Annotated in this window: 19 protein-coding genes and 1 pseudogene; 10 read left to right on the top strand and 10 right to left on the bottom strand. The window is 60.8% G+C overall.

What is annotated here, in order from left to right; translation table 11 throughout:
* Positions 1 to 4: 4 nt before the first annotated feature.
* Positions 5 to 115 (top strand): annotated as a pseudogene (locus ACA046_RS10270) (flavin reductase); the annotation flags it as partial.
* Here ACA046_RS10270 and ACA046_RS10265 read toward each other — a convergent pair.
* The 3 genes from ACA046_RS10265 to pdxR all read right to left on the bottom strand — a co-directional run bounded on the left by ACA046_RS10265 (position 108) and on the right by pdxR (position 3,805).
* Positions 108 to 905 (bottom strand): GNAT family N-acetyltransferase, encoded by a 798-nt coding sequence (locus ACA046_RS10265; RefSeq protein WP_497676399.1) that lies wholly within the window; start codon positions 903 to 905, stop codon positions 108 to 110. The pseudogene ACA046_RS10270 and the gene ACA046_RS10265 overlap by 8 nt on opposite strands.
* Before the next feature lie 108 nt (positions 906 to 1,013).
* On the bottom strand, positions 1,014 to 2,228 hold the full coding sequence (locus ACA046_RS10260) for an MFS transporter (protein WP_017478748.1): 1,215 nt from the start codon (positions 2,226 to 2,228) through the stop codon (positions 1,014 to 1,016).
* A 77-nt stretch (positions 2,229 to 2,305) separates the two neighbouring features.
* On the bottom strand, positions 2,306 to 3,805 hold the full coding sequence (gene pdxR / locus ACA046_RS10255) for a MocR-like pyridoxine biosynthesis transcription factor PdxR (RefSeq protein WP_497676398.1): 1,500 nt from the start codon (positions 3,803 to 3,805) through the stop codon (positions 2,306 to 2,308).
* 77 nt (positions 3,806 to 3,882) lie between these two features.
* On the opposite strand from pdxR, the gene ACA046_RS10250 reads away from it, so the two are divergent.
* The gene (locus ACA046_RS10250) at positions 3,883 to 5,553 is read left to right on the top strand and encodes a M24 family metallopeptidase (RefSeq protein WP_497676397.1); all 1,671 of its coding nucleotides are present in this window, start codon (positions 3,883 to 3,885) and stop codon (positions 5,551 to 5,553) included.
* A 23-nt stretch (positions 5,554 to 5,576) separates the two neighbouring features.
* Here ACA046_RS10250 and ACA046_RS10245 read toward each other — a convergent pair whose 3' ends face one another.
* The gene (locus ACA046_RS10245; RefSeq protein ID WP_497676396.1) at positions 5,577 to 6,065 is read right to left on the bottom strand and encodes a DUF2867 domain-containing protein; all 489 of its coding nucleotides are present in this window, start codon (positions 6,063 to 6,065) and stop codon (positions 5,577 to 5,579) included.
* Positions 6,066 to 6,626: 561 nt separating this feature from the next.
* A complete protein-coding gene (locus ACA046_RS10240; RefSeq protein ID WP_497676395.1) occupies positions 6,627 to 7,859 on the bottom strand; it encodes an MFS transporter in 1,233 nt (410 codons plus the stop codon).
* Positions 7,860 to 7,924: 65 nt separating this feature from the next.
* On the opposite strand from ACA046_RS10240, the gene ACA046_RS10235 reads away from it, so the two are divergent.
* Entirely contained in the window at positions 7,925 to 8,920 is a 996-nt protein-coding gene (locus tag ACA046_RS10235) for a cupin domain-containing protein (RefSeq protein WP_497677060.1), read from the top strand.
* Positions 8,921 to 8,933: 13 nt separating this feature from the next.
* On the opposite strand, the gene ACA046_RS10230 is transcribed toward ACA046_RS10235, so the two are convergent.
* Positions 8,934 to 10,043, bottom strand: coding sequence for a threonine aldolase family protein (locus ACA046_RS10230; RefSeq protein ID WP_497676394.1), 1,110 nt, complete (start codon positions 10,041 to 10,043; stop codon positions 8,934 to 8,936).
* Between the two features lie 163 nt (positions 10,044 to 10,206).
* On the opposite strand from ACA046_RS10230, the gene ACA046_RS10225 reads away from it, so the two are divergent.
* The 5 genes from ACA046_RS10225 (at position 10,207) to ACA046_RS10205 (ending at position 13,398) form a co-directional block, all read left to right on the top strand.
* Complete coding sequence (locus tag ACA046_RS10225; RefSeq protein ID WP_497676393.1) at positions 10,207 to 10,656, top strand: MarR family winged helix-turn-helix transcriptional regulator; 450 nt, start codon at positions 10,207 to 10,209, stop codon at positions 10,654 to 10,656.
* A gap of 29 nt (positions 10,657 to 10,685) precedes the next feature.
* Positions 10,686 to 11,258: an isochorismatase family protein gene (locus ACA046_RS10220; protein ID WP_497676392.1), complete on the top strand. Its 573-nt coding sequence runs from the start codon at positions 10,686 to 10,688 to the stop codon at positions 11,256 to 11,258.
* A 5-nt stretch (positions 11,259 to 11,263) separates the two neighbouring features.
* Entirely contained in the window at positions 11,264 to 12,478 is a 1,215-nt protein-coding gene (locus ACA046_RS10215; RefSeq protein ID WP_497676391.1) for an MFS transporter, read from the top strand.
* Positions 12,479 to 12,842: 364 nt separating this feature from the next.
* Complete coding sequence (locus tag ACA046_RS10210) at positions 12,843 to 13,226, top strand: hypothetical protein (RefSeq protein ID WP_497676390.1); 384 nt, start codon at positions 12,843 to 12,845, stop codon at positions 13,224 to 13,226.
* Entirely contained in the window at positions 13,219 to 13,398 is a 180-nt protein-coding gene (locus ACA046_RS10205; RefSeq protein ID WP_003207939.1) for a DUF1289 domain-containing protein, read from the top strand. Before ACA046_RS10210 ends, ACA046_RS10205 begins: the two co-directional genes overlap by 8 nt.
* A 19-nt stretch (positions 13,399 to 13,417) precedes the next feature.
* Here the strand turns inward: ACA046_RS10205 and ACA046_RS10200 are convergent, their stop codons facing one another.
* On the bottom strand, positions 13,418 to 14,290 hold the full coding sequence (locus tag ACA046_RS10200; RefSeq protein WP_497676389.1) for a DNA/RNA non-specific endonuclease: 873 nt from the start codon (positions 14,288 to 14,290) through the stop codon (positions 13,418 to 13,420).
* Between the two features lie 92 nt (positions 14,291 to 14,382).
* Positions 14,383 to 15,015 (bottom strand): TetR/AcrR family transcriptional regulator, encoded by a 633-nt coding sequence (locus tag ACA046_RS10195; RefSeq protein ID WP_256670777.1) that lies wholly within the window; start codon positions 15,013 to 15,015, stop codon positions 14,383 to 14,385.
* A 71-nt stretch (positions 15,016 to 15,086) separates the two neighbouring features.
* Here ACA046_RS10195 and ACA046_RS10190 point away from each other — a divergent pair, with 71 nt between their 5' ends.
* Complete coding sequence (locus tag ACA046_RS10190) at positions 15,087 to 15,941, top strand: aldo/keto reductase family oxidoreductase (RefSeq protein ID WP_497676388.1); 855 nt, start codon at positions 15,087 to 15,089, stop codon at positions 15,939 to 15,941.
* 3 nt (positions 15,942 to 15,944) lie between these two features.
* On the opposite strand, the gene ACA046_RS10185 is transcribed toward ACA046_RS10190, so the two are convergent.
* Together ACA046_RS10185 and ACA046_RS10180 are read right to left on the bottom strand one after the other, a co-directional pair.
* On the bottom strand, positions 15,945 to 16,640 hold the full coding sequence (locus ACA046_RS10185; RefSeq protein ID WP_497677059.1) for a tRNA (adenine(22)-N(1))-methyltransferase: 696 nt from the start codon (positions 16,638 to 16,640) through the stop codon (positions 15,945 to 15,947).
* A 78-nt stretch (positions 16,641 to 16,718) separates the two neighbouring features.
* Complete coding sequence (locus ACA046_RS10180) at positions 16,719 to 17,627, bottom strand: DHH family phosphoesterase (protein ID WP_497676387.1); 909 nt, start codon at positions 17,625 to 17,627, stop codon at positions 16,719 to 16,721.
* A 101-nt stretch (positions 17,628 to 17,728) separates the two neighbouring features.
* Here ACA046_RS10180 and ACA046_RS10175 point away from each other — a divergent pair, with 101 nt between their 5' ends.
* Positions 17,729 to 18,235, top strand: a complete 507-nt coding sequence (locus tag ACA046_RS10175; protein WP_497676386.1) for a GNAT family N-acetyltransferase — start codon at positions 17,729 to 17,731, stop codon at positions 18,233 to 18,235.
* The last annotated feature ends 57 nt before the right edge of the window (positions 18,236 to 18,292 follow it).

The raw sequence follows: 18,292 nt of genomic DNA, 5'->3' as shown, positions 1-18,292 counted from the left end.
ACACATCGATGCGATTATTGCTTCCGTTGTGCTGGAAGAAGCCTATCGCCTCATGAACCACGGCCCCACCGTGCTTGTATCAGCACGTCATAATGGCGTCGATCACCTCAATGCGATAAACGATACAGCGCCTGAGCGTGAGATGCCCCTAGCCCTGCACGCTGCAAATTACGGCGACTTTGCGAGCCGGGAAGCGCAGTTGCGGCGATCACAAGACTGCCGTGCTTCTTTGCTTGCTCTATGCGGTGAGATATCAGGGCTCCGTGGTAACCCAAGCCTCGTGCATCTTTTCGGGTGGCTGCCGTCCCAAGGTAGGCAACTCCGTTGCTGGCCAGGTACATCAACGCGCCTGCAACCACCTGTCCATCAGCTTTAAGGACGTAGATTTTCAGACGGTCATTTGCCATCTGTCCTGCAAACGAAGCCTGGCTCATCTGACGATGCTCTGGCTTGGTATGAAAGCCACTCGCATGAACGGCGGCGAACTCAGGAAGCGTGTGTGAGGTGGCTTCTTTGATTTCGAATGCGTGGTGGTTCAGGACCACGTCCTCGATGGAGCACGCGAGCTGCAGGTGCGTCCAACCCCTCAGGCGCTCCAGTCGCCCCTCCCCGACAAAAGCGTGCTGTTCCAACGTCGAGGCCTTGCCGATAAGGGGCGTTACGGTCGAGTATTCGGCTGATTCCTTGAGCAGGCTCAACAGTGCCTGGGGTTTGCTGGAGCTGTCGCCGTAGATGCGATTGAACATCGGGCTAGGTGATGCCTTCACTTGAAAGCATGGAAACGCTTCGTTGAAAAACACACGAGCACCAAAAGGGTTTCCACTTACCCGGGACAAACTCTCAACGCGGGAACACAAATACTCGCTTTCTGCGGTCTCGATCGCATGAGCCATTCCAACGTCCATGTGCATAGTCCTTATTGGGCGATTTCCAGGGAAGGTAGCGGTCAATCAAACGCTACGTATCTGCAAGATAGCCTGCTTCAGCGTCCGCTTTTTCCTTCTCTATTTTTCTCATTGCCCACGATCACCGCGTCCAGTGTCGTAGCGTTTGGAATACGAGGCGCCCATCAGATAGAAGCACCCGCCCGCCACGATAAACGCCGCGAGCATGTAGAACATGAAATGCGCCGACTGCGTTGCCAGGGCAAACCCGCATAACACCGGCCCCAGCGCGCCGCCGAGGCTGGACAGGTTTTGCGCGCCGTAATACATGCCGCGCAAGTGGTCCGGCGCGATGCGGTCGATGAACATGTACTCGGCCGGGAAGACGATGATTTCGCCCACGGTGAAGATCGCCACGGCCAACGCCCAATGCAGCACGGTGGTGGACAACGCAAAGCCGACGACGCCCAGCAGAAACAGGCTGAAGCCCGCCGTCAGCCATTGATTCAAATGTTCATTGGTAATGCGCTTGCCCACGATGTACTGCAGGCAGATCACCACCGTCGCATTAACGGCCACCACCGAACTGATGACCCGGTAGGTAAATTCCGGTGTGCTTGTGGTCACCAGGTATTGCGAGATGTAGCCGGTGAACTGGCCGAACGCCACGGCGCTCAATGCGCCGCCAACCGTGAAGCAGACCAGGCGATAGTCCTTGAGCAGGATGCGCCCCACCGCGACAAACGACACTGGGGCATTGGCCGGGTCGGCGGAGCTGAGGCTCCTGTCGCCCCACACCATGTAGGTCAGGAAGAAGCCCATGCCCAGGATCGCAGACACCAGGAACGGCAGTTTCATGTCCATGTGCGCGAGCCCGGCGCCAATGAACGGGCCCACCGCGTAGCCAACGTTGATCAGGGTGTAGCGCACCGAAAACACTTTGCCGCGTTCAGCTTCCGGCAGCAGTTTGCCAAACGCCGCCTTGACCACGATATCGATCACTGAATAGGCAAAATTGAACGACACCAGAAACAGGAAAAACAGCCACAGGTGCGACGTGACGCACATGCCGATGAAGCCAACGGTGAAAAACCCCGTGAAGCTGAGGATCAATCGATAGCTGGAGATCTTGTCAGTCAGGTAGCCGCCGTAAAGGCTAAGCAACGAGCCGACGAGCATCGCACCGCCCACGACCAGGCCGATCTCGCTGATGCCCAACGTGAAGTTGGATGACAGATAAATCACCATATACGGCAGGGTAATGGCGCGCCCCAGTGTCAGGAACAACGCAGATGACAGCAGCAGATTGACCGAAAACGGGTAGTGTCTGAAGGCAGCGAGCATCAGAGTCGGTTCCTGTAATGGGCAGTATCAAAAGCTAAGTAACATATCCTTACACATTCACCTTTCAGCCGGCATCATTATTTAGCCGCTTCCCCAATCGCCCGCGCCGCCTGAGCCAGGCGCTGCGTGGCAGCGCGGATTTCCTCCGGATTGAGCGAGGCGAAACCCAGGCGCAAGGCATTCTCAGGATGATCAAAAGGTGAAAACAGGCGACCGCTGCGCACCACCAGGTCCAGCTCCAGAGCTTTTTCAGCCAGTTGATCGACGTCGATTGAGTCGGCGAACCTGACCCACAACGCCAGCCCGCCTTCCGGCTCCTGCACGGCTATCTGCTCGCCAAACGCCTCCAGCAAACAACCCAGCAGTGTCTCCCGACGCCGACGGTATTCTTTGGATACCCGACGCAGATGCTTCTTCAACTCGCCATCGTTGATCAAGTCCGCCAGCATCCGCTGCATGACGGCATCGCCCTGGCCCAGGCTCACCGCCGCCGTGCGCTCGAGCACTTCGATGAGGTTCGACGGGGCAACGATATAGCTGCAACGGAAGGTACTGCCCAGGGACTTGGACAGTGAGCCGATGTAGATCACGTGACGCTGCGCGCTGTCGCTGGCCAGGGGCAAATAGGGCCGTCCGGAAAAGTGATACTCGTGGTCGTAATCTTCCTCGATGATGCAGAAATCATGCAGCCGGGCCAATTCCAGGAGTTGCTGGCGACGTCCGGCGCGCAGGCTGACGGTGGTAGGAAACTGGTGATGGGGGGTGACATACATCATCCGCACGTTGTGCAAGCGGCACAGTTCGTCGAGCTGATCGACCCGGCAACCTTCGTCGTCGAGGTCCACGGTGACCAGTTGCGCGCCCAACTGGCGGAAAATCTCCCAGGCAGGTGGGTAACTCAGGCGTTCGACCACCACCACATCACCGGGTTTGAGCAACGCGCTGGCGGTCAGGTACAGCGACATCTGCACGCCTTGGGTCAGGCAGATCTGCTGCGCGTCGACATTCAGGCCGCGATTGTGCCGCAACATTTCGGCCAGGGCGTTGCGCAGGTACTGGCCGCTGCCTTCGGTGCCATGGCGCACGGTGTTGGTGGTAAAGCTGTTGCGCAAGGCGTTGCGGTAATAGCGATGCAGGACGGCTTGGGGCAGCAAACGATGGTCACAGGCACCATTATCGAAAAACAGCGCGCCCGGCCGATGTTGCAGCGCTGTCGCCTGCTCGCCCGGGGTGAAATAGGCAGCCGCAGGCACGTCCCGCAACGCCGGGGCAAACGACTTCGGCGCGCTGGCGGCAGTCACCGCTCCTGTCGCCAGTTGCTTACTGACGAAGGTGCCGCGACGTTGAATGCTGACCAGCCAGCCTTTGGTCACCGCCTCCTCGTAGGCAAGGATCACCGTCTTGCGGTTGACGTCCAGCAGTTGCGCCATTTCCCGCGTGCCGGGCAACAGCGTTCCGGGGCGCAGGCGTCCCTCGGCAATCGCGCTTACCAAACCCTCGATGATCTTTCTGTACGACGCCTGCGGCTGCGCGCCATCGAGCTTGAGCAGCGGGCGCCATTTGCGGAGCTGGACCATGTGAATTATCCAAAACTGGAGGTTCTTCTGGTCCTAGTCTAACGCAACAATCGAACCTCAATTGCCCCGAGGTGTTTATGCACAACCGCCATGTCGTTGAATTGTTGCCCTCGGGCAAATCCTTCGAAGCCGCCGACCAATTGCTGCTCGACGCCATGCTCGCCAGCGGTCTCGCCGTACCCTTCTCCTGCCGCCGCGGCGCCTGCGGGTCGTGCAAGGTCAAGGTGGTGTCGGGCGAGTTCCGTGAAAAGATGCTCACACCCGACACCCCGGCCGCCTCCTACCCTCTCGCGGCTGATGAAATGTTGCTGTGCCAGAGCCATGCCTGCAGCGACATGCGCCTGGAAATTCCCGGCTGGTCGCTGGACACGCCAACGCTGGAAGTCAGCGCACAGGTGATCAGCAAGCACGCATTGAGCGCCGACATCGTCGAGCTGGTGTTACTGACCGCCCAGCCACTCGACGTGCGGGCCGGCCAGTACGTCAGGTTTCGCCTTGACGACGGCGACAGCCGCTGTTTCTCCGTCGTCAATCTGCCCGCACAGGATCAAGGCCGGTTGGTGTTTCATATTCGCCAGGTCAGCGGCGGCCTGTTTTCCGAACGCATCCTGCCGACCCTGCAAGTGGGTGACGCAGTGAAAATCGAAGGCCCCGTGGGCGCCTGCACCTGGCAACACGACGATGAGCGCCCTGTTGTGCTGTTCGCGACCGGGACCGGTTATGCCGGTATCAAGCCCTTGTTGCTGACGGCCTTGGCACGCCAGGCCGAAGTCACCCTGTATTGGGGGAACTCGTCGCCGGCGGACTTCTACGACGCTGAGTTTCTCGAGCGGGCCAGCCAGGCACATCCACGCTTTCACTGGCATCGAGTGCAGTCGGTAGACGCCCGCGTGCAACAGGTTGCGCTGACACAGCCTCACAACTGGGCGGATAGCCAAATCTACGCCTGCGGCAACAGCAAGATGATCAGCCAAGTCCGCGAAACCTGTCTGGCAGCGGGCGCCCAGGCTCACCGTTTTGTCGCCGAAGCCTTCGTTCCCAGCGGTGCATTGACACCAGCGGAGTCGCTCAACACGCGGCACCCGGTGCTGGAAAAAGTCGGCCCACGCTACTCGCTGGACGGCATGCTCGCTGCCCGCGAGCAGACGGTCAGAGCCCTGGCCGCCATCGCCGACCAATTGAAAGTCGGCATGACCACCGCGCAAGCCCTCGACATGGCCAGTCAAATCTTGCAGGCCATGGGCGCGTCTCACACCTGGCACCCCACCTATATCCGCTTTGGCGACGACACCATCCGCACACCGCGCCAAGGCATCGACCCGCAACGCAAGCTGCGCGCCACCGACATCGCCGTGGTCGACCTTGGCCCGGTGTGGGATGGCTATGAAGGCGATTACGGCGACACCTTCGTCTTCGGCGAGCACCCGTTGCATGGCGCCTGCGTGAAGGCACTGCATGAAGTGTTCGACGAAACCCGCGACGCCTGGCACCAAGGGCTGACAGGACGCGAGCTGTATGACTTCGCCGAGCAAAGTGCCCACTCCAAAGGCTGGCGTCTTGAGCGCAACCTGGCCGGGCACCGCATCGCCGACTTCCCGCATGCCCTGTTCGGGCAGGACAAGCTGGCTGAGGTCGAGATCGTACCGAGCGAGATGGTCTGGGTTTTGGAGATTCAGCTGTGTCATCCGACCCAACCGATCGGGGCGTTTTTCGAGGATATTCTGATTGGCGAGGCCAAGGGGGTGTAGTTGGTCACCCTACCCGCCGGGCGTTATGTGGTCTCTTGCAGCTTTCGTTTCAGTCGTTTGAGGTGGCTGTTGACGATCAGCTTGTGCGCCGGGCCCACCGGCAGCATGTAGAGGCGCCCATAGGTGTTATGGGTGACCACCGACGCGGTGATCGTCAGCACACGGTCAGCGATCCAAAGACAGATCATCACATCCAAGTGCCGGTCACGCTCGGTCAGCACCAGCATGTCGGGGGCGCTGTGCTCCACCAGGAAGAAGTCCAGCCGGTCGCCGACCTGCACGGTCTCGCGCCGGGCCCCGGAGAACCCGCCGATGCGCTTCACACCAAACAACGAGGAAATTGCATCCCTGATTCGAAAAGCCACCTGCATCAACGGCCCCGGTTCGCCGGTCATGATGTTCCAGGCATCCAGCGCGGTGATTTCAGTAGGCAGCGGGACTGACCTGCTGTCGTAGTAATCAAGTTCAGATGGTGCACGCAACGTGTGAGGAACATCGGTAGTCGTCAACATTATCTTCCCTGATTGCTCGGCTGGAGCGGCTGACCTGCATCGACGAGGCGGTTCTGGGGTGTGAGGTGCATTGCCAAGTCTGAATGGGCAGGACGATGCCTGCGAGGCAGAGGTTATTTTGCGCGGGTGCTGAAGTAAAGAGGGGTACGGCGTCGCATAACTTCACGCCCCTTACCTCATCTACGCTACTTTTAATCTGGTAACCAAGTCAGCAGATATGCAGGCATGCCTTGACGTTAAAGAAAGGCAAGAGACGGCCGATAAATCAGCAATTGCGGGATCCGGCGCAGCCCTTAGCGTCCTCGGGGCCGCAGCAACCACGGCCGCTATATCCATGGCAGTGTCCGTGAGGAGCCTTAGCGTGCTGAAGAAACTAAGAGGCAATTATAAGATTGCCGTTGACTCCGGAAATAGAGTCACGCTTAAGCGATGCTAACTTGCTGCGGCACCTTCATGAGTTCTTACGATCTACGCCGCGCACATGCACAACCGTTCTTTAGGCACAGCAGGCCGATGGCTTCTGGATGATTTGACTCGCCGATTTGCCAGTGCAACGCCTTTTCAAAGATGAAACGCCGGCCCCGCCTCTGCACCTTGTGGAGGCGCTGCAACCTTCACCTTCAACGCAATCAACAACGCCGCCAGCAACATCAAGACGCCCGCCGCCACAAACACACCGTCGATACCACTGAAGCTGAACATCGCTCCGCCCGCCGCCGCACCCGCTGCAATCGCAGACTGCACCGAAGCCACCACCATGCCGCCGGCGCTTTCGGCCTGATCGGGCACTGCACGGGCCACCCAGTTTGACCAGGCCACCGGCACGCCGCCAAACGCCAGGCCCCAGAGCATCAACAACCACACCTGGCCCGTCACGGTAGCCGGCAACAGCGCCAGGGCGAGCGCTGCCACGCCGACCAGGGCCGGCATCAACACCAAGGTGCCGCGTGGCAGACGCACCAGCAGCCAACCGGCCAGCAGCGTGCCGGCGAAGTTTGCAACGCCGAAACCCAGCAACATCAGCGCCAGCCCTTCGGCGCCGACGCCAGTGGTGCTTTCCAGGAATGGCCGGATATAGGTGAACAACGCAGAGTGCCCGGTATGCACCAGCACGCATCCCAACATGCCCACGGCGATGCCCGGACGCAGCAGCACCTCAAGCACGGTTTTCAAGCGTGCCGTCCGGCGGGGTGCAAGTGGAGGCAGGGTGAATAGCTGGAACACCAGGGTCACGCCGCCCACTGCGGCGGCTGCGAGAAAAGCGCTGCGCCATCCGTACAGCCCACCCAAAAAGCTGCCCAGCGGTACCGCCACGACGGTGCCCACCGCGATGCCGCTGAAGATGATCGACAAGGCACGCGGCAAAAGCGCCGCCGGCACAAGCCGCATCGCCACCGCCGCCGCCATGCTCCAGAAGCCACCCAGTGCGATGCCCAACAGGATACGCATCAACAGCAACACCGTGAGGCTCGACGAGACCGCCACCAGCAGGTTGGAACAGATCATCAATGCGCTGAAGCACAGCAACACCACGCGGCGGTCAATCCCTCGGGTCAGGCCCGGCACCAGTAACCCGGCGAACAAGGCGACCACCGCCGTGACCGTCACCGCCTGCCCTGCCAAAGCTTCCGAAACACCCAGCTCGGCTGCCATCGGCGTCAGCAGGCTGGCCGGCAAGTACTCCGCCGTCAGCAATCCGAACACGCCCATCGCCAACGAAAACACCGCCATCCAGGCCGGCGTCGCGGGCGCTACATCTGCACCGGTTACGGCGTCACACACACAACTGCTCATCAACGGTCATCCTCCAAAAGTTATCGCGACCGGCAGTCTAGGTGCGACGACCAGGATGATCTATGATGCAAAATCTCAAATCCTTCACCGAAACCCCGGAAATGATGCCCACGGATCCGTTCGATCAGTCCTCTGACCTCATCAACGAGCTGCTGCGCGGCATGCGCCTGCGGGGTGTCGAGTACCGGCGCATCCAGACTGGGCCGGCGTTTGGCCTGGGCTTCCCGGCCAAGCCCGGGCACGCCTATTTCCACCTCATCGCGGCCGGCTGCGCCACGTTGCGTACCGAGGACGGCACCCTGTACGAACTGACGCCAGGCAACGCCGTATTCATCTCCCATGGGGGCGCCCATCAGTTGCTCTCCCGCGCGGACATGCCGGTGCAGGACATCAGCAGCTTCGATGCGGCGTCCCTCGGTGATGCAGTGTGTGCCGTGGATGCCCGGGCCGATGTGGGCGTGACGCAAAGCGCCCTGCTCTTCAGCGGCTGCATGGAGTTTGAATTGGGGAGTTTGCACGGCCTTGGCCGCCTGATGCCGGACCTGATGCTGATCGACGCCAAGGGCCAGCGTTATCCGGGGCTGATGCCGATCCTGGCGGCCATGGAGCGCGAAGTCAGCAGCGCCCGTATCGGCTTCGCCGGCATTCTGGCGCGCCTCGCAGAGGTGGTGGCGGCCTTGGTGGTTCGTGGTTGGGTGGAGTGTGCCTGCGGGAATGCGTCCGGCCTGGTGGCCGCGTTACGCGACCCGCGCTTGGCCAAGGCCCTGCTGGCGTTGCACCAGCAGCCCGGGCGCGATTGGACGGTGGAGGAGCTGGCAGCGCAATGTCATACCTCACGCTCGGTGTTCGCCCAGCACTTTCAAACCACCATCGGCACGCCCCCGTTGCGTTACGCCACCGAACTGCGGATGCGCCTGGCCAGCCAGTGGCTGACGCTGGAACGGCTGCCGATCGAAACCGTGGCGCAGCGCCTTGGCTATAACTCCCAGGCGGCGTTCAGCCGGGCGTTCAAGCGCGTTACCGGGCAGCCGCCGGGGGCCAGCCGGCGACAGTCGATCTAACGAAAGGGTTGCGTCAGTCGTCTTGAGTCGCTTGCCGCATCAGGTCCGTGAACAGCTGTAGAACCCGCTCATCCTCCAGACCCAATAATCGATCACCGACATAGCACTCGGTCTTGCACCACCCCGGCACCTCTGCGGGTTCCAGGTGGGTGAACAGCCAACATCCGTGCTGTCGCGCAATCTCATCGCGGGCGTTGAGCAACGCCGCCCGGTCTGCGTCGAAATACAGGTGAAGCATGTTGACCTGAGGCGTGCGCGGCAGGAGACGAATGCCGGGGATCGTTTGCAGGCAGGTTGCCAGGCTTAGCGCGCGCTGATAGCAGGCGTCCAGCATCGCCAGCCTTTGATCAAAGCGCATGGCCGTGGAGACCACCATCGGGCTCTGTTTTATCAGGGTGCCGCCCAGCCGTTTACGCCACAGGCGAGCCTGTTGGATAAAGTCGGTTTCGCCGACCAGCAGCGAGCCTGCAATACCACCGAGGCCTTTGTAGGCCGAGACGTATACGGAGGAGAAGCCCTCAGCGATTTCGGCGTAAGAACGCTGGTAGTAAGCACGGGTTTCCCATAGGCGGGCGCCGTCCATATGCAGCGGTGTATTGGAGGCCGCAGCCGCTGCTTTCAGGGTCTCCAGCTCATGCCATTCAGGCAGTTGCCCACCGATCTCCCGGGCGGGCAACTCCACCACGAGGCAGCTCAGGGGCTCGGCAATCGCTGACAGGTCTTCGGCAAGGATCGGTCGCAACCGGTGCCCCACCATCACTCCATGGAGGCGTAACAAAGCCTGAAACGCCTGCTCTTCGTGGAGCTGCAAATGCGACGACGCATGTATCCCGAAACGCGGCAGCCGGCGGCGCTCGCTCCAGATGTTGACCGCGATCAATTGCGCCATCACCCCGCTGGGCATGAACACCGCAGCGGGTTTGCCCAGCAGTTCGGCAACCTTGGCTTCAAAACCTTCGATCAACTGACCGCTGCCATAATTGTCATGGGATACGTCGTTGGCCTGCGCCCAATCCGCCATTTCCTGGAACCACTGGGCAGGCGTGGGCTCTGCAAACCCGTTGATCTCGACAGTGCAGGCCGCTTTGAGTTGGCGGCGTTGTTCATCAGTGTTGGGTGTCACGTAAGAGCGCCTATGCAGGGTGGAACATCGTCAATAGAGTGGTTGATCAGTCTGCCTTCTGCAATGGCGCTCTATGGCGTGCAGGGAATGCGGCGCCTTTTATGAATAAAAATTCATACAGCTAAACTGTACAGTTTTTCTGCACGCATGCTAACGTCCGGACATGAACAAACCTTCCATCACCTCCGAAGCCCACTCCGCCGCCCTGGCCGCCGAGCTGCGTATCTCCCTGGGCAAGCTGATACGTCGGCTGCGGGAACAAACCCATCCGAACGATTTCACCTCCGCCCAGAAGTCGGTGCTGCTGCGCCTGGACCGTGACGGGCCCAGTACCGTTTCGGCCCTGGCCCGGGCGGAAAGCGTGCGGCCGCAGTCCATGCGCATCACTGTGGCCAGTCTGGAAACGATGAAAGCGATCAGGGGCAAACCCGATCCCAGTGACGGGCGGCAAACCTTGATCGAGCTGACTCCCGGCTTTCGTAAACACCTCATCGCCAGCCGGGCAGCCAAGGACGATTGGCTGCTGCGGGCGCTGCAGGAGCAACTGTCTGCCAAAGAACAAGCTGAACTCGCGGCGGCGATAAAGCTGCTGGAACGCCTTGCCGATTTTTGAGCTGCACCCTACCCGCTCGAGGACATCCCATGGCCGTCACCTCGCTGGATCCGAATACCGCACTGATCATCGTGGACTTGCAAAAAGGCATCGCCGAATACCCGTTCATCCACCCCATCGGCAGCGTAGTGGAGCGCTCGCGTGCACTGCTGGACGCGTTCCGTGAGAGCGAGATGCCGGTGGTGCTGGTCAACGTCACAGGCTTCGCGCCCGGGCGCACCGAGCGGCCACGGCGCAGCGACGTGTTCCCACCGGGCTGGGCCGACCTGTTGCCCGCACTCGGTCAGCAACCCAGCGACATTGTGGTGACCAAACGCACCTGGGGCGCGTTCGCCAGCACCGATCTCGAGGCGCAGTTGAAGGCACTCGGCGTGACCCAAGTGGTGATCACCGGGGTAGCCACCGGCACCGGCGTGGAATCCACCGCTCGCCAGGCCTACGAGGCCGGTTTCAACGTGACCCTGGCCATCGACGCCATGACCGACGCGAACCCCGAGGCCCACCACTACAGCCTGCATCAGGTGTTCCCGAAGCTGGGCGAAACCGGTACTGCGCAAGACATCCTCGGTTTGCTTGAAACGCACACCTCGCGAACGGTGTGAGTTCGATGGGCATTTTCCGCTCGCTGCGCAGCGTCAACTACCGCATCTGGGCTGTCGGCGCCCTGGTGTCGAATATCGGCACCTGGATGCAACGCACCGCCCAGGACTGGCTGGTGCTGACCCAGCTCACGCCGCATAACGCTTCGGCCGTCGGCATCGTCATGGCGTTGCAGTTCGGGCCGCAATTGCTGTTGCTGCCCTGGACCGGCTTCGCGGCCGATCACTACGACAAGCGTAAGTTGCTGATCGTCACCCAGGGCGTGATGGGTGTGCTGGCGCTGATGTTGGGGGTGCTTACCCTGACCGGCATCGTGCAGCTGTGGCACGTGTATGTGTTCGCGTTTCTGTCCGGCTGTGCCTCGGCGTTCGACGCGCCGGTGCGGCAGATTTTCGTGGCGGATCTGGTGGGCGAGGCAGACCTGTCCAACGCCATCGCGCTCAATTCCACCTCGTTCAATATGGCCCGCATGATTGGCCCGGCGGTGGCCGGCGTGACCATCGCGTCGGTGGGCACCGGCTGGGCCTTCCTGCTCAACGGCGCGAGCTTTTTCGCGGTGCTGGCGTCGCTGTTTCTGCTGCGGGTTTCCGGGCTGCACACCCGCCTGCGGGCCTTGCGTACCAAGGGCAGCCTCACTGAAGGCTTGCGCTATGTGTGGGCGCGACCAGACCTGATGGCGATCTTGGTCATGCTGTTTTTGATCGGCACCTTCGGCATGAATTTTCCGATCTTTATCTCGACCATGGCCGTCACCGTGTTCCACGCCGATGCCCGTGGCTATGGCCTGCTGACGTCGACCCTGGCCATCGGCACCATCGCCGGGGCGCTGCTCGCCGCGGGCCGCGAGCGGCCGCACTTCAAGTCACTGCTGTACGGCGTGCTGGTGTTCGGGGTGGGCTGCACCCTGGCGGCGATTGCCCCGAATTACTGGCTGTTCGCCGGGGCGCTGGTGATCATCGGCGTGGGCGCCCTGACCTTCAGCAACACCACCAACAGCCTGATGCAACTCACCACCGAGCCCGCCATGCGCGGCCGAGTGATCGCCCTGCGGGTGGGCGTGGCCCTTGGCGGCACACCGATTGGTGCTCCGATTGTAGGTTGGGTGGCCGACCACCTCGGCCCACGCTGGGCGCTGGCAGTCGGCGCGGCCTCCGGCATCCTGGCCGCCGGGGTGGCGGTGTACACCATGACGCGCAAGCTGGATCGGCCGAAGAAAATCTGACAGGCAAAACGAATCCAATGTGGGAGCTGTCGAGCCTCAGCGAGGCTGCGAAGAGGCCCTTTCAGGCAATAAAGATGTTGCCTGCCAGTCCGCCATCGCAGCCTCGCTAAAGCTCGACAGCTCCCACAGTTGATCTTCGCAGGCTTGAATATTGTGTTCGCTTGACGGCTCAGGAGATCGCGATCTGACAAGCAACAACAAACCAATGTGGGAGCTGTCGAGCTTCAGCGAGGCTGCGAAGAGGCCGTGTCAGGCAATAAAGATGTCGCCTACCAGTCCGCCATCGCAGCCTCGCTAAAGCTCGACAGCTCCCACAGTTGCTCTCTCGCGTATCATCACCCTCCTCGCGCCTCAAGGAATCCCTATGTCTTCAACCAAACGCGACAGCGCGCGCATCGAGCGCCGCCTGGTCACGACCCTGACCGAAGCCTGTGAAATCGCCAAGGCCGAAATCACCGGCTTCGATTGGCTGACCCACGAAGTCGACTACCAGTCCATCGCACAAAGCCTGGTCGTCATCTGGGTATTCGACACACGTGCGAACAAGGAACTGGCTCTTTCAAGCGGACTGGACCAACGCATGCGCGAGCTGACGGCCACGGCGCTGGAAGACGCCGGCGTGGATCGCCCCTCTTCGGAGCGCTACGTGCGCTTCGACTCCGAGGAAGAATGCCACCTCCAGCATGGCGGCGATTGGCGTCTGCGCCTGGCTAAACTGTATGCGGTAAAGGGGCGAAGCCTTGGCTAAGGATATCGAGAATCCGTGCGTCTCAACCTGCCAGCTCAGTGGTGAGCTGTGCGTCAGCTGTGGACGCACCAAGGACGACATTCGCAAATGGAAAAAGATGAAGCGGCCAGAGAAGATGGCCGCTGTGCAGCGCGCAACGTTGCGGTTGAAGACGTTGAAAAAGGGCAAGTAACGCCAACAGCTTCAAGCCATCAAGTGCGCCCAACTGACCCCGTTACCGGCAAATTCCCCAACAACTTGAGCCCGGTAGTCTTCACAAACGTTTCGTAATCCATCGGCTTCTGGATACGGGTTTCAGCGTTGGGCAGTACATACGCCCAGGCACGCTTGGACGACACGTCATACACCAGCTTGAACAAACGGGTCGGCACCCAGACCTTGTTGTTGCCGATGGTGCTGTAGCCCGGGTCAAACAGCGGGCCGGTGAACACGTACACATTGCCGTCGGCGCGCTTGGCAAACTTGCGCACGTCCGCCTCGACCTTGCTCCAGATCTTGCGGTTGTTGGTCGGGTCCTGGGGCACCATGTTCGACAGTGCGAAGGATTGGGCCATGGCGTTGGTGCTCGGCGCATCGGCGGCCGGGGATTGATGGCCACGGTCCACGGCCGGATGTTGGCCACGGTAGTCACTCAACTCGGCGCGTGCGCCCTTGGGAATGCGCGGGTCGGGGTAGAACTGGTTGGTGCGTTCCTCGCCTTTGGCGTCCTGCAACTGGCGGGCATTCAGACGTTCGACCACTACCAGCGGGGTCTTGCTGGTTTGCGAGTACAGCACCGCAAAATTATCCGAGCACAGCGCCAGGGGTTTCATGGTGGCCGGCACCGTGGCCGTGTTGATCGGTTGCGCGGACGGGAACAGATCGGCGCAGCCATCGAACGAGGCACGTTGCTGTTTGTTTGAATAGAGATCCAGGGCGGCACCCTGGCTGATGGAACCCGAGCGGGAGGTGTGTTGCTGATGCTCGGCAGGCAGCTTGATGAGGTCCAGCAGACCACGAGCTTCTGCCCCAGTGGAAAGCAAAACAAGGGCCGATAGCCCAACTGCAATTTTGCGTAGGTGCATGGGTTAAATCTTCAAAGTTCGATTGCGGGGCTTATGGACCCATGGATGTCACTTTAGTGCGAAACCGTGCTGCAAAATACCCTGTGTACGGTTTACGTAAGTGACTGATAGGTTTGAAGATAAGCCCGCAGCATGCGTGTCACCTGCTGTTCCAGGCCGGCTTCAAAGGCCGCTGATGCATTGCCTTCAAGCAACGCCCGCACCGGTCCCACCACCGCGCTGAGCGAGATGGCGGCGGTCAGGGATGGGTCTTCAAAACGGGCATCCGACGCCGTCGCCAACATCGCTGCAATCGCGGCCACCATCCGCTTGTTGATCCGCGCGACCAGCTCCGCGCCGCCCCGCTCACCCGCGATGGCATAGAGGGCTTTGGACGCCGTCGGATCCATCAGTTTCACGGCGAGAAAAGCCGTGACAAACCCCGATGCCATTTCAGCAACCGTCGTGCCCTGGTATTGGTCGCAGGCCTGCTCGACGGTCTCGGCCACATGGACCAGATGCTTTTCCAAAACCGCAGCGAGCAGTGCATCGCGGTTTGGATAGTACTGATAGAGACTGCCCACCGACATGCCCGCACGTTCGGCCACGCGGGTCGTGGTGCAGCGGACCAAACCCTGAGCGGTCAAAACCTGAAGGGTCGCCGTGTGCAACGCTTCGACCGTCGCCGCCGACCGGGCTTGAACCGCTGATTTTCTTGGCTTTAGTGACGCTTTGAGAGTGCTCATGGAATGCGAATTCAAAACCTGAAGGATCCTTCATATTATAGGCTTCCTCCCGCCAAGCAAGAGCTACAACCATGAACCTCAGCACCTTCAATCTCGGCGATCGTACCGTCAACCGCATCGGATACGGCGCCATGCAACTGGCCGGTCCCGGGGTGTTTGGCCCGCCAAAAGATCGTGAGGCGGCGCTCGCAGTACTACGCGAGGCCATCGCATCCGGCGTAAACCATATCGACACCAGCGATTTCTACGGACCGCATATCACCAATCAGATCATTCGTGAGGCACTGCATCCGTATAAAGACGACCTCACCATCGTCACCAAGGTGGGCGCCCGTCGTGGCGACGATGGCGCCTGGTTCAATGCGTCGTCGAAGGCCGAGCTGACCCAGGCCGTGCATGACAACCTGCGCAACCTGGGCCTGGATGTGCTGGACGTGGTGAATGTGCGAGCCATGCACGGCGTGATGGGCACTGCCGAAGGCTCGATCGAAGAGCCACTGAGTGCCATTGCGGAGCTGCAACAACAAGGGTTGATACGCCATATCGGCATCAGCAACGTGACCCCGACGCAGGTGGCCGAGGCGCGAAAAATCGTGCGCTTCGTGTGTGTCCAGAACCTGTACAACATCGCCCATCAACACGATAACGCGATGATCGACGAGCTGGCCCTGGACGGCATTGCCTATGTGCCGTTCTTCCCGCTGGGCGGGTTCTCGCCGGTGCAGTCCGCAGTGTTGTCGAACGTTGCGCAGCGGCTTGGCGTCACGCCGATGCAATTGGCGCTGGCATGGTTGCTGCGTCGTTCACCCAATATCCTGCTGATCCCCGGCACGTCCTCCGTCACTCACTTGCGTGAAAACATGGCGGTGAGCGCATTGGATCTTTCGGATGAGGTGCTGGCAGAACTGAACACCATCGCCGGCTGACCTTTAAGCCAGCAGCTCGGTAATCCACCGCGCCTGCTGGGCCACCTCTTGCACCTTGTCCTCGGGCACCGCCTGCCGTGCCTGGGCAAAGTCACTGAGGGTCTGCTGTTTGTGGCGCAGGATGCGCTGCCACTTGAGCAGGAATTCCGGGCGGCGCGCCTGCATTTGCAGCGGGCCGAAGTACAGCTCTTCGGCGGTGTAGGTCACCGGCCCGGCGCGCTCGGCAACGATGATTTCGTAGAAGAAGCGATTCTCCCGCAGCAGCTCTTCGCACACGATGCGGTAGCCGTTTTCCATCAGCCATTGGCGCAACGGTTGCTCGCCGCCGTTGGGCTGCAGCACCAAGCGCTCCTGGCCGTTGAGGCGTACCTTGTCACTGTCGAGGATGTCGCGGATCGTCTCGCCGCCCATGCCGCAGATGCTGATCGCGGTGATCCCGTCTGCCGTCTCGATTGCCGCCAGGCCACTGGCCAGGCGAACGGTGATGTGTTGCTCCAGCTCATTCTCGCGCACCGTACGCTCGGCTGCGCGGAACGGCGTCAAGGCCACTTCGCCCGCCACCGCCGCCACAATAGCGCCGCGACGCATCAACGCCACCGGCAGATAACCGTGATCAGAGCCGATATCCGCAAGGCGCGCCCCGGCGGGTATATGGGCCGCCACGCGTTCCAGGCGCATGGACAATGTGTGTTCGTTCAACTGTCGTTCCTTTTCGGTAATACCTTGGCCATTGTATTCCGGGTTCATCAAAGAGGAACGTCGCATTGGCGAGCGCCGTCAATCAGTGGCCGCCAGTCTCACCAGTTCCTTGCGCAACAGCGAACGATCAAGCACTGCCATCCCGGCCTGCCAGTCAATGGAAAGCACCTGGCTGATTTTTTGTTGGCTGACCGTAGGCTCAGCCAGGAAATAGCTTTTGCACTCACGGATGCTGATGATATTCACCAGCCAGTCCTGACCCTGGGCCGCCAGCCAATCAACGATGGTCGAGCGATGCTTTCGGATGAGCGCACCGGCATCCCACACCGTCATCTGCGCGAAAACCAGCGGCAGGTTGCTGTCAGCCTTCAGCCACTTCATGTCGCCCGCCAGCGCGCCCACCAGGTCTGATTCGATAGTGGCCTGGCACTCATGAAAATATCGCTCAGGCCAGTCCGCCGCGAGTTTCGCCAGCAGAGCGAGGGCTTCATAAGCCCGAATATCCGCCGAGGTGGTCAACTGCCCGGTAAAGTTCAGGGTATTGTCCAGGATTGCCGTGGCCAGCAACGCGGCACTGTGTTCGCTGATCAGCGGCAATAAACCGGCCGCCTCCCAACGCAGGAAAACCTGCGTCGCCGCCGCGCCGATCGATTGGATGTCTGCATGAGGCCCGAGTTGCTGCGCCCAATAGGTTTCAAAGCCCGGGTGATGGTCGATAACCTCCACCACCTGATCGAGCACGACCACCGGGTCGAAGTGGTGGAAGTCCGAGATATCCACCAACACAAACTCATCACCGGGCCCGGGCCGGTAGTCATCCAGTGACGATGACCAGCCGAGCACGGTCCTGGAGATGCTGGCATTCAAGGGAGCACTGCTGACGGCCCGAGCCTCGATCCCTTGGCGATTCAACAACTCGGCATACGCGATGCAGCAGGCGTATGCATCGATGTCCAGATACGCCGAGCCGGAGGTGACTACCCTCATCGGAAAAACTCCATGATTTCATATTTTTGGCAGGCAAATTTCACACGCCTTTATGACGAAGCCATGACTAAATGGACAGAACAACCTGGGAGATTTGAGCAATGACGTCATTTCGCGTTCGCGAGCTGAGCAGTACGGACACTGAAGCATTGCTGGCCTTCGAAACCCGTAACCGTGAGTGGTTCGATTCGCATATCGAGGCGCGCGACCCTTCGTTTTACTCGGTGCAGGGCGTCGCCGAGCATATTGAAGGCTATTTATCTGGCCTTGCCGCGGGCGCCTGGCACCCGTTCGTGATCGAAGACGCCAGCGGCGAAATCGTCGGTCGCGCCAATCTGAAAAGCATCGACTCACCGAAGGGCTCTGCCGAAGTCGGTTACCGCGTGGGCGAGCGCTCGTGCGGGCAAGGGCTGGCAACCCTGGCGCTGAACCATCTGATCCACGAGGCACAGGCGCGTTGGGCACTCAAGCAATTGGTGGCGTACGTGTACCCGGAGAATGTGGGCTCACAAAAAGTCCTGACCCGCTGCGGTTTCGTGCCTGAACAACCCGCACCGGACGGCAAGCCCCAAGGCGAAAACCGCTTCGTCCTGACTTTTAAGGCCTGAAGACCTGGCACCCCGGCGAACCTTTACCCGGTAAACACCGTCCGAGCTAGGGCATTG

The sequence above is a fragment of the Pseudomonas sp. LBUM1641 genome, from assembly GCF_059716235.1.
The sequence above is the reverse complement of the archived record's forward strand: the minus strand, read 5'-3'. Positions and strand labels throughout refer to the sequence as shown.

What these genes read in the sequence shown, in the direction of transcription:
- ACA046_RS10265 (WP_497676399.1), bottom strand. Translation starts at nt 905, where the DNA reads ATGGACGTTGGAATGGCTCATGCGATCGAGACCGCAGAAAGCGAGTAT.
- ACA046_RS10260 (WP_017478748.1), bottom strand. Translation starts at nt 2,228, where the DNA reads ATGCTCGCTGCCTTCAGACACTACCCGTTTTCGGTCAATCTGCTGCTG.
- pdxR (WP_497676398.1), bottom strand. Translation starts at nt 3,805, where the DNA reads ATGGTCCAGCTCCGCAAATGGCGCCCGCTGCTCAAGCTCGATGGCGCG.
- ACA046_RS10250 (WP_497676397.1), top strand. Translation starts at nt 3,883, where the DNA reads ATGCACAACCGCCATGTCGTTGAATTGTTGCCCTCGGGCAAATCCTTC.
- ACA046_RS10245 (WP_497676396.1), bottom strand. Translation starts at nt 6,065, where the DNA reads ATGTTGACGACTACCGATGTTCCTCACACGTTGCGTGCACCATCTGAA.
- ACA046_RS10240 (WP_497676395.1), bottom strand. Translation starts at nt 7,859, where the DNA reads ATGAGCAGTTGTGTGTGTGACGCCGTAACCGGTGCAGATGTAGCGCCC.
- ACA046_RS10235 (WP_497677060.1), top strand. Translation starts at nt 7,925, where the DNA reads ATGCAAAATCTCAAATCCTTCACCGAAACCCCGGAAATGATGCCCACG.
- ACA046_RS10225 (WP_497676393.1), top strand. Translation starts at nt 10,207, where the DNA reads ATGAACAAACCTTCCATCACCTCCGAAGCCCACTCCGCCGCCCTGGCC.
- ACA046_RS10220 (WP_497676392.1), top strand. Translation starts at nt 10,686, where the DNA reads ATGGCCGTCACCTCGCTGGATCCGAATACCGCACTGATCATCGTGGAC.
- ACA046_RS10215 (WP_497676391.1), top strand. Translation starts at nt 11,264, where the DNA reads ATGGGCATTTTCCGCTCGCTGCGCAGCGTCAACTACCGCATCTGGGCT.
- ACA046_RS10210 (WP_497676390.1), top strand. Translation starts at nt 12,843, where the DNA reads ATGTCTTCAACCAAACGCGACAGCGCGCGCATCGAGCGCCGCCTGGTC.
- ACA046_RS10200 (WP_497676389.1), bottom strand. Translation starts at nt 14,290, where the DNA reads ATGCACCTACGCAAAATTGCAGTTGGGCTATCGGCCCTTGTTTTGCTT.
- ACA046_RS10195 (WP_256670777.1), bottom strand. Translation starts at nt 15,015, where the DNA reads ATGAGCACTCTCAAAGCGTCACTAAAGCCAAGAAAATCAGCGGTTCAA.
- ACA046_RS10190 (WP_497676388.1), top strand. Translation starts at nt 15,087, where the DNA reads ATGAACCTCAGCACCTTCAATCTCGGCGATCGTACCGTCAACCGCATC.
- ACA046_RS10180 (WP_497676387.1), bottom strand. Translation starts at nt 17,627, where the DNA reads ATGAGGGTAGTCACCTCCGGCTCGGCGTATCTGGACATCGATGCATAC.
- ACA046_RS10175 (WP_497676386.1), top strand. Translation starts at nt 17,729, where the DNA reads ATGACGTCATTTCGCGTTCGCGAGCTGAGCAGTACGGACACTGAAGCA.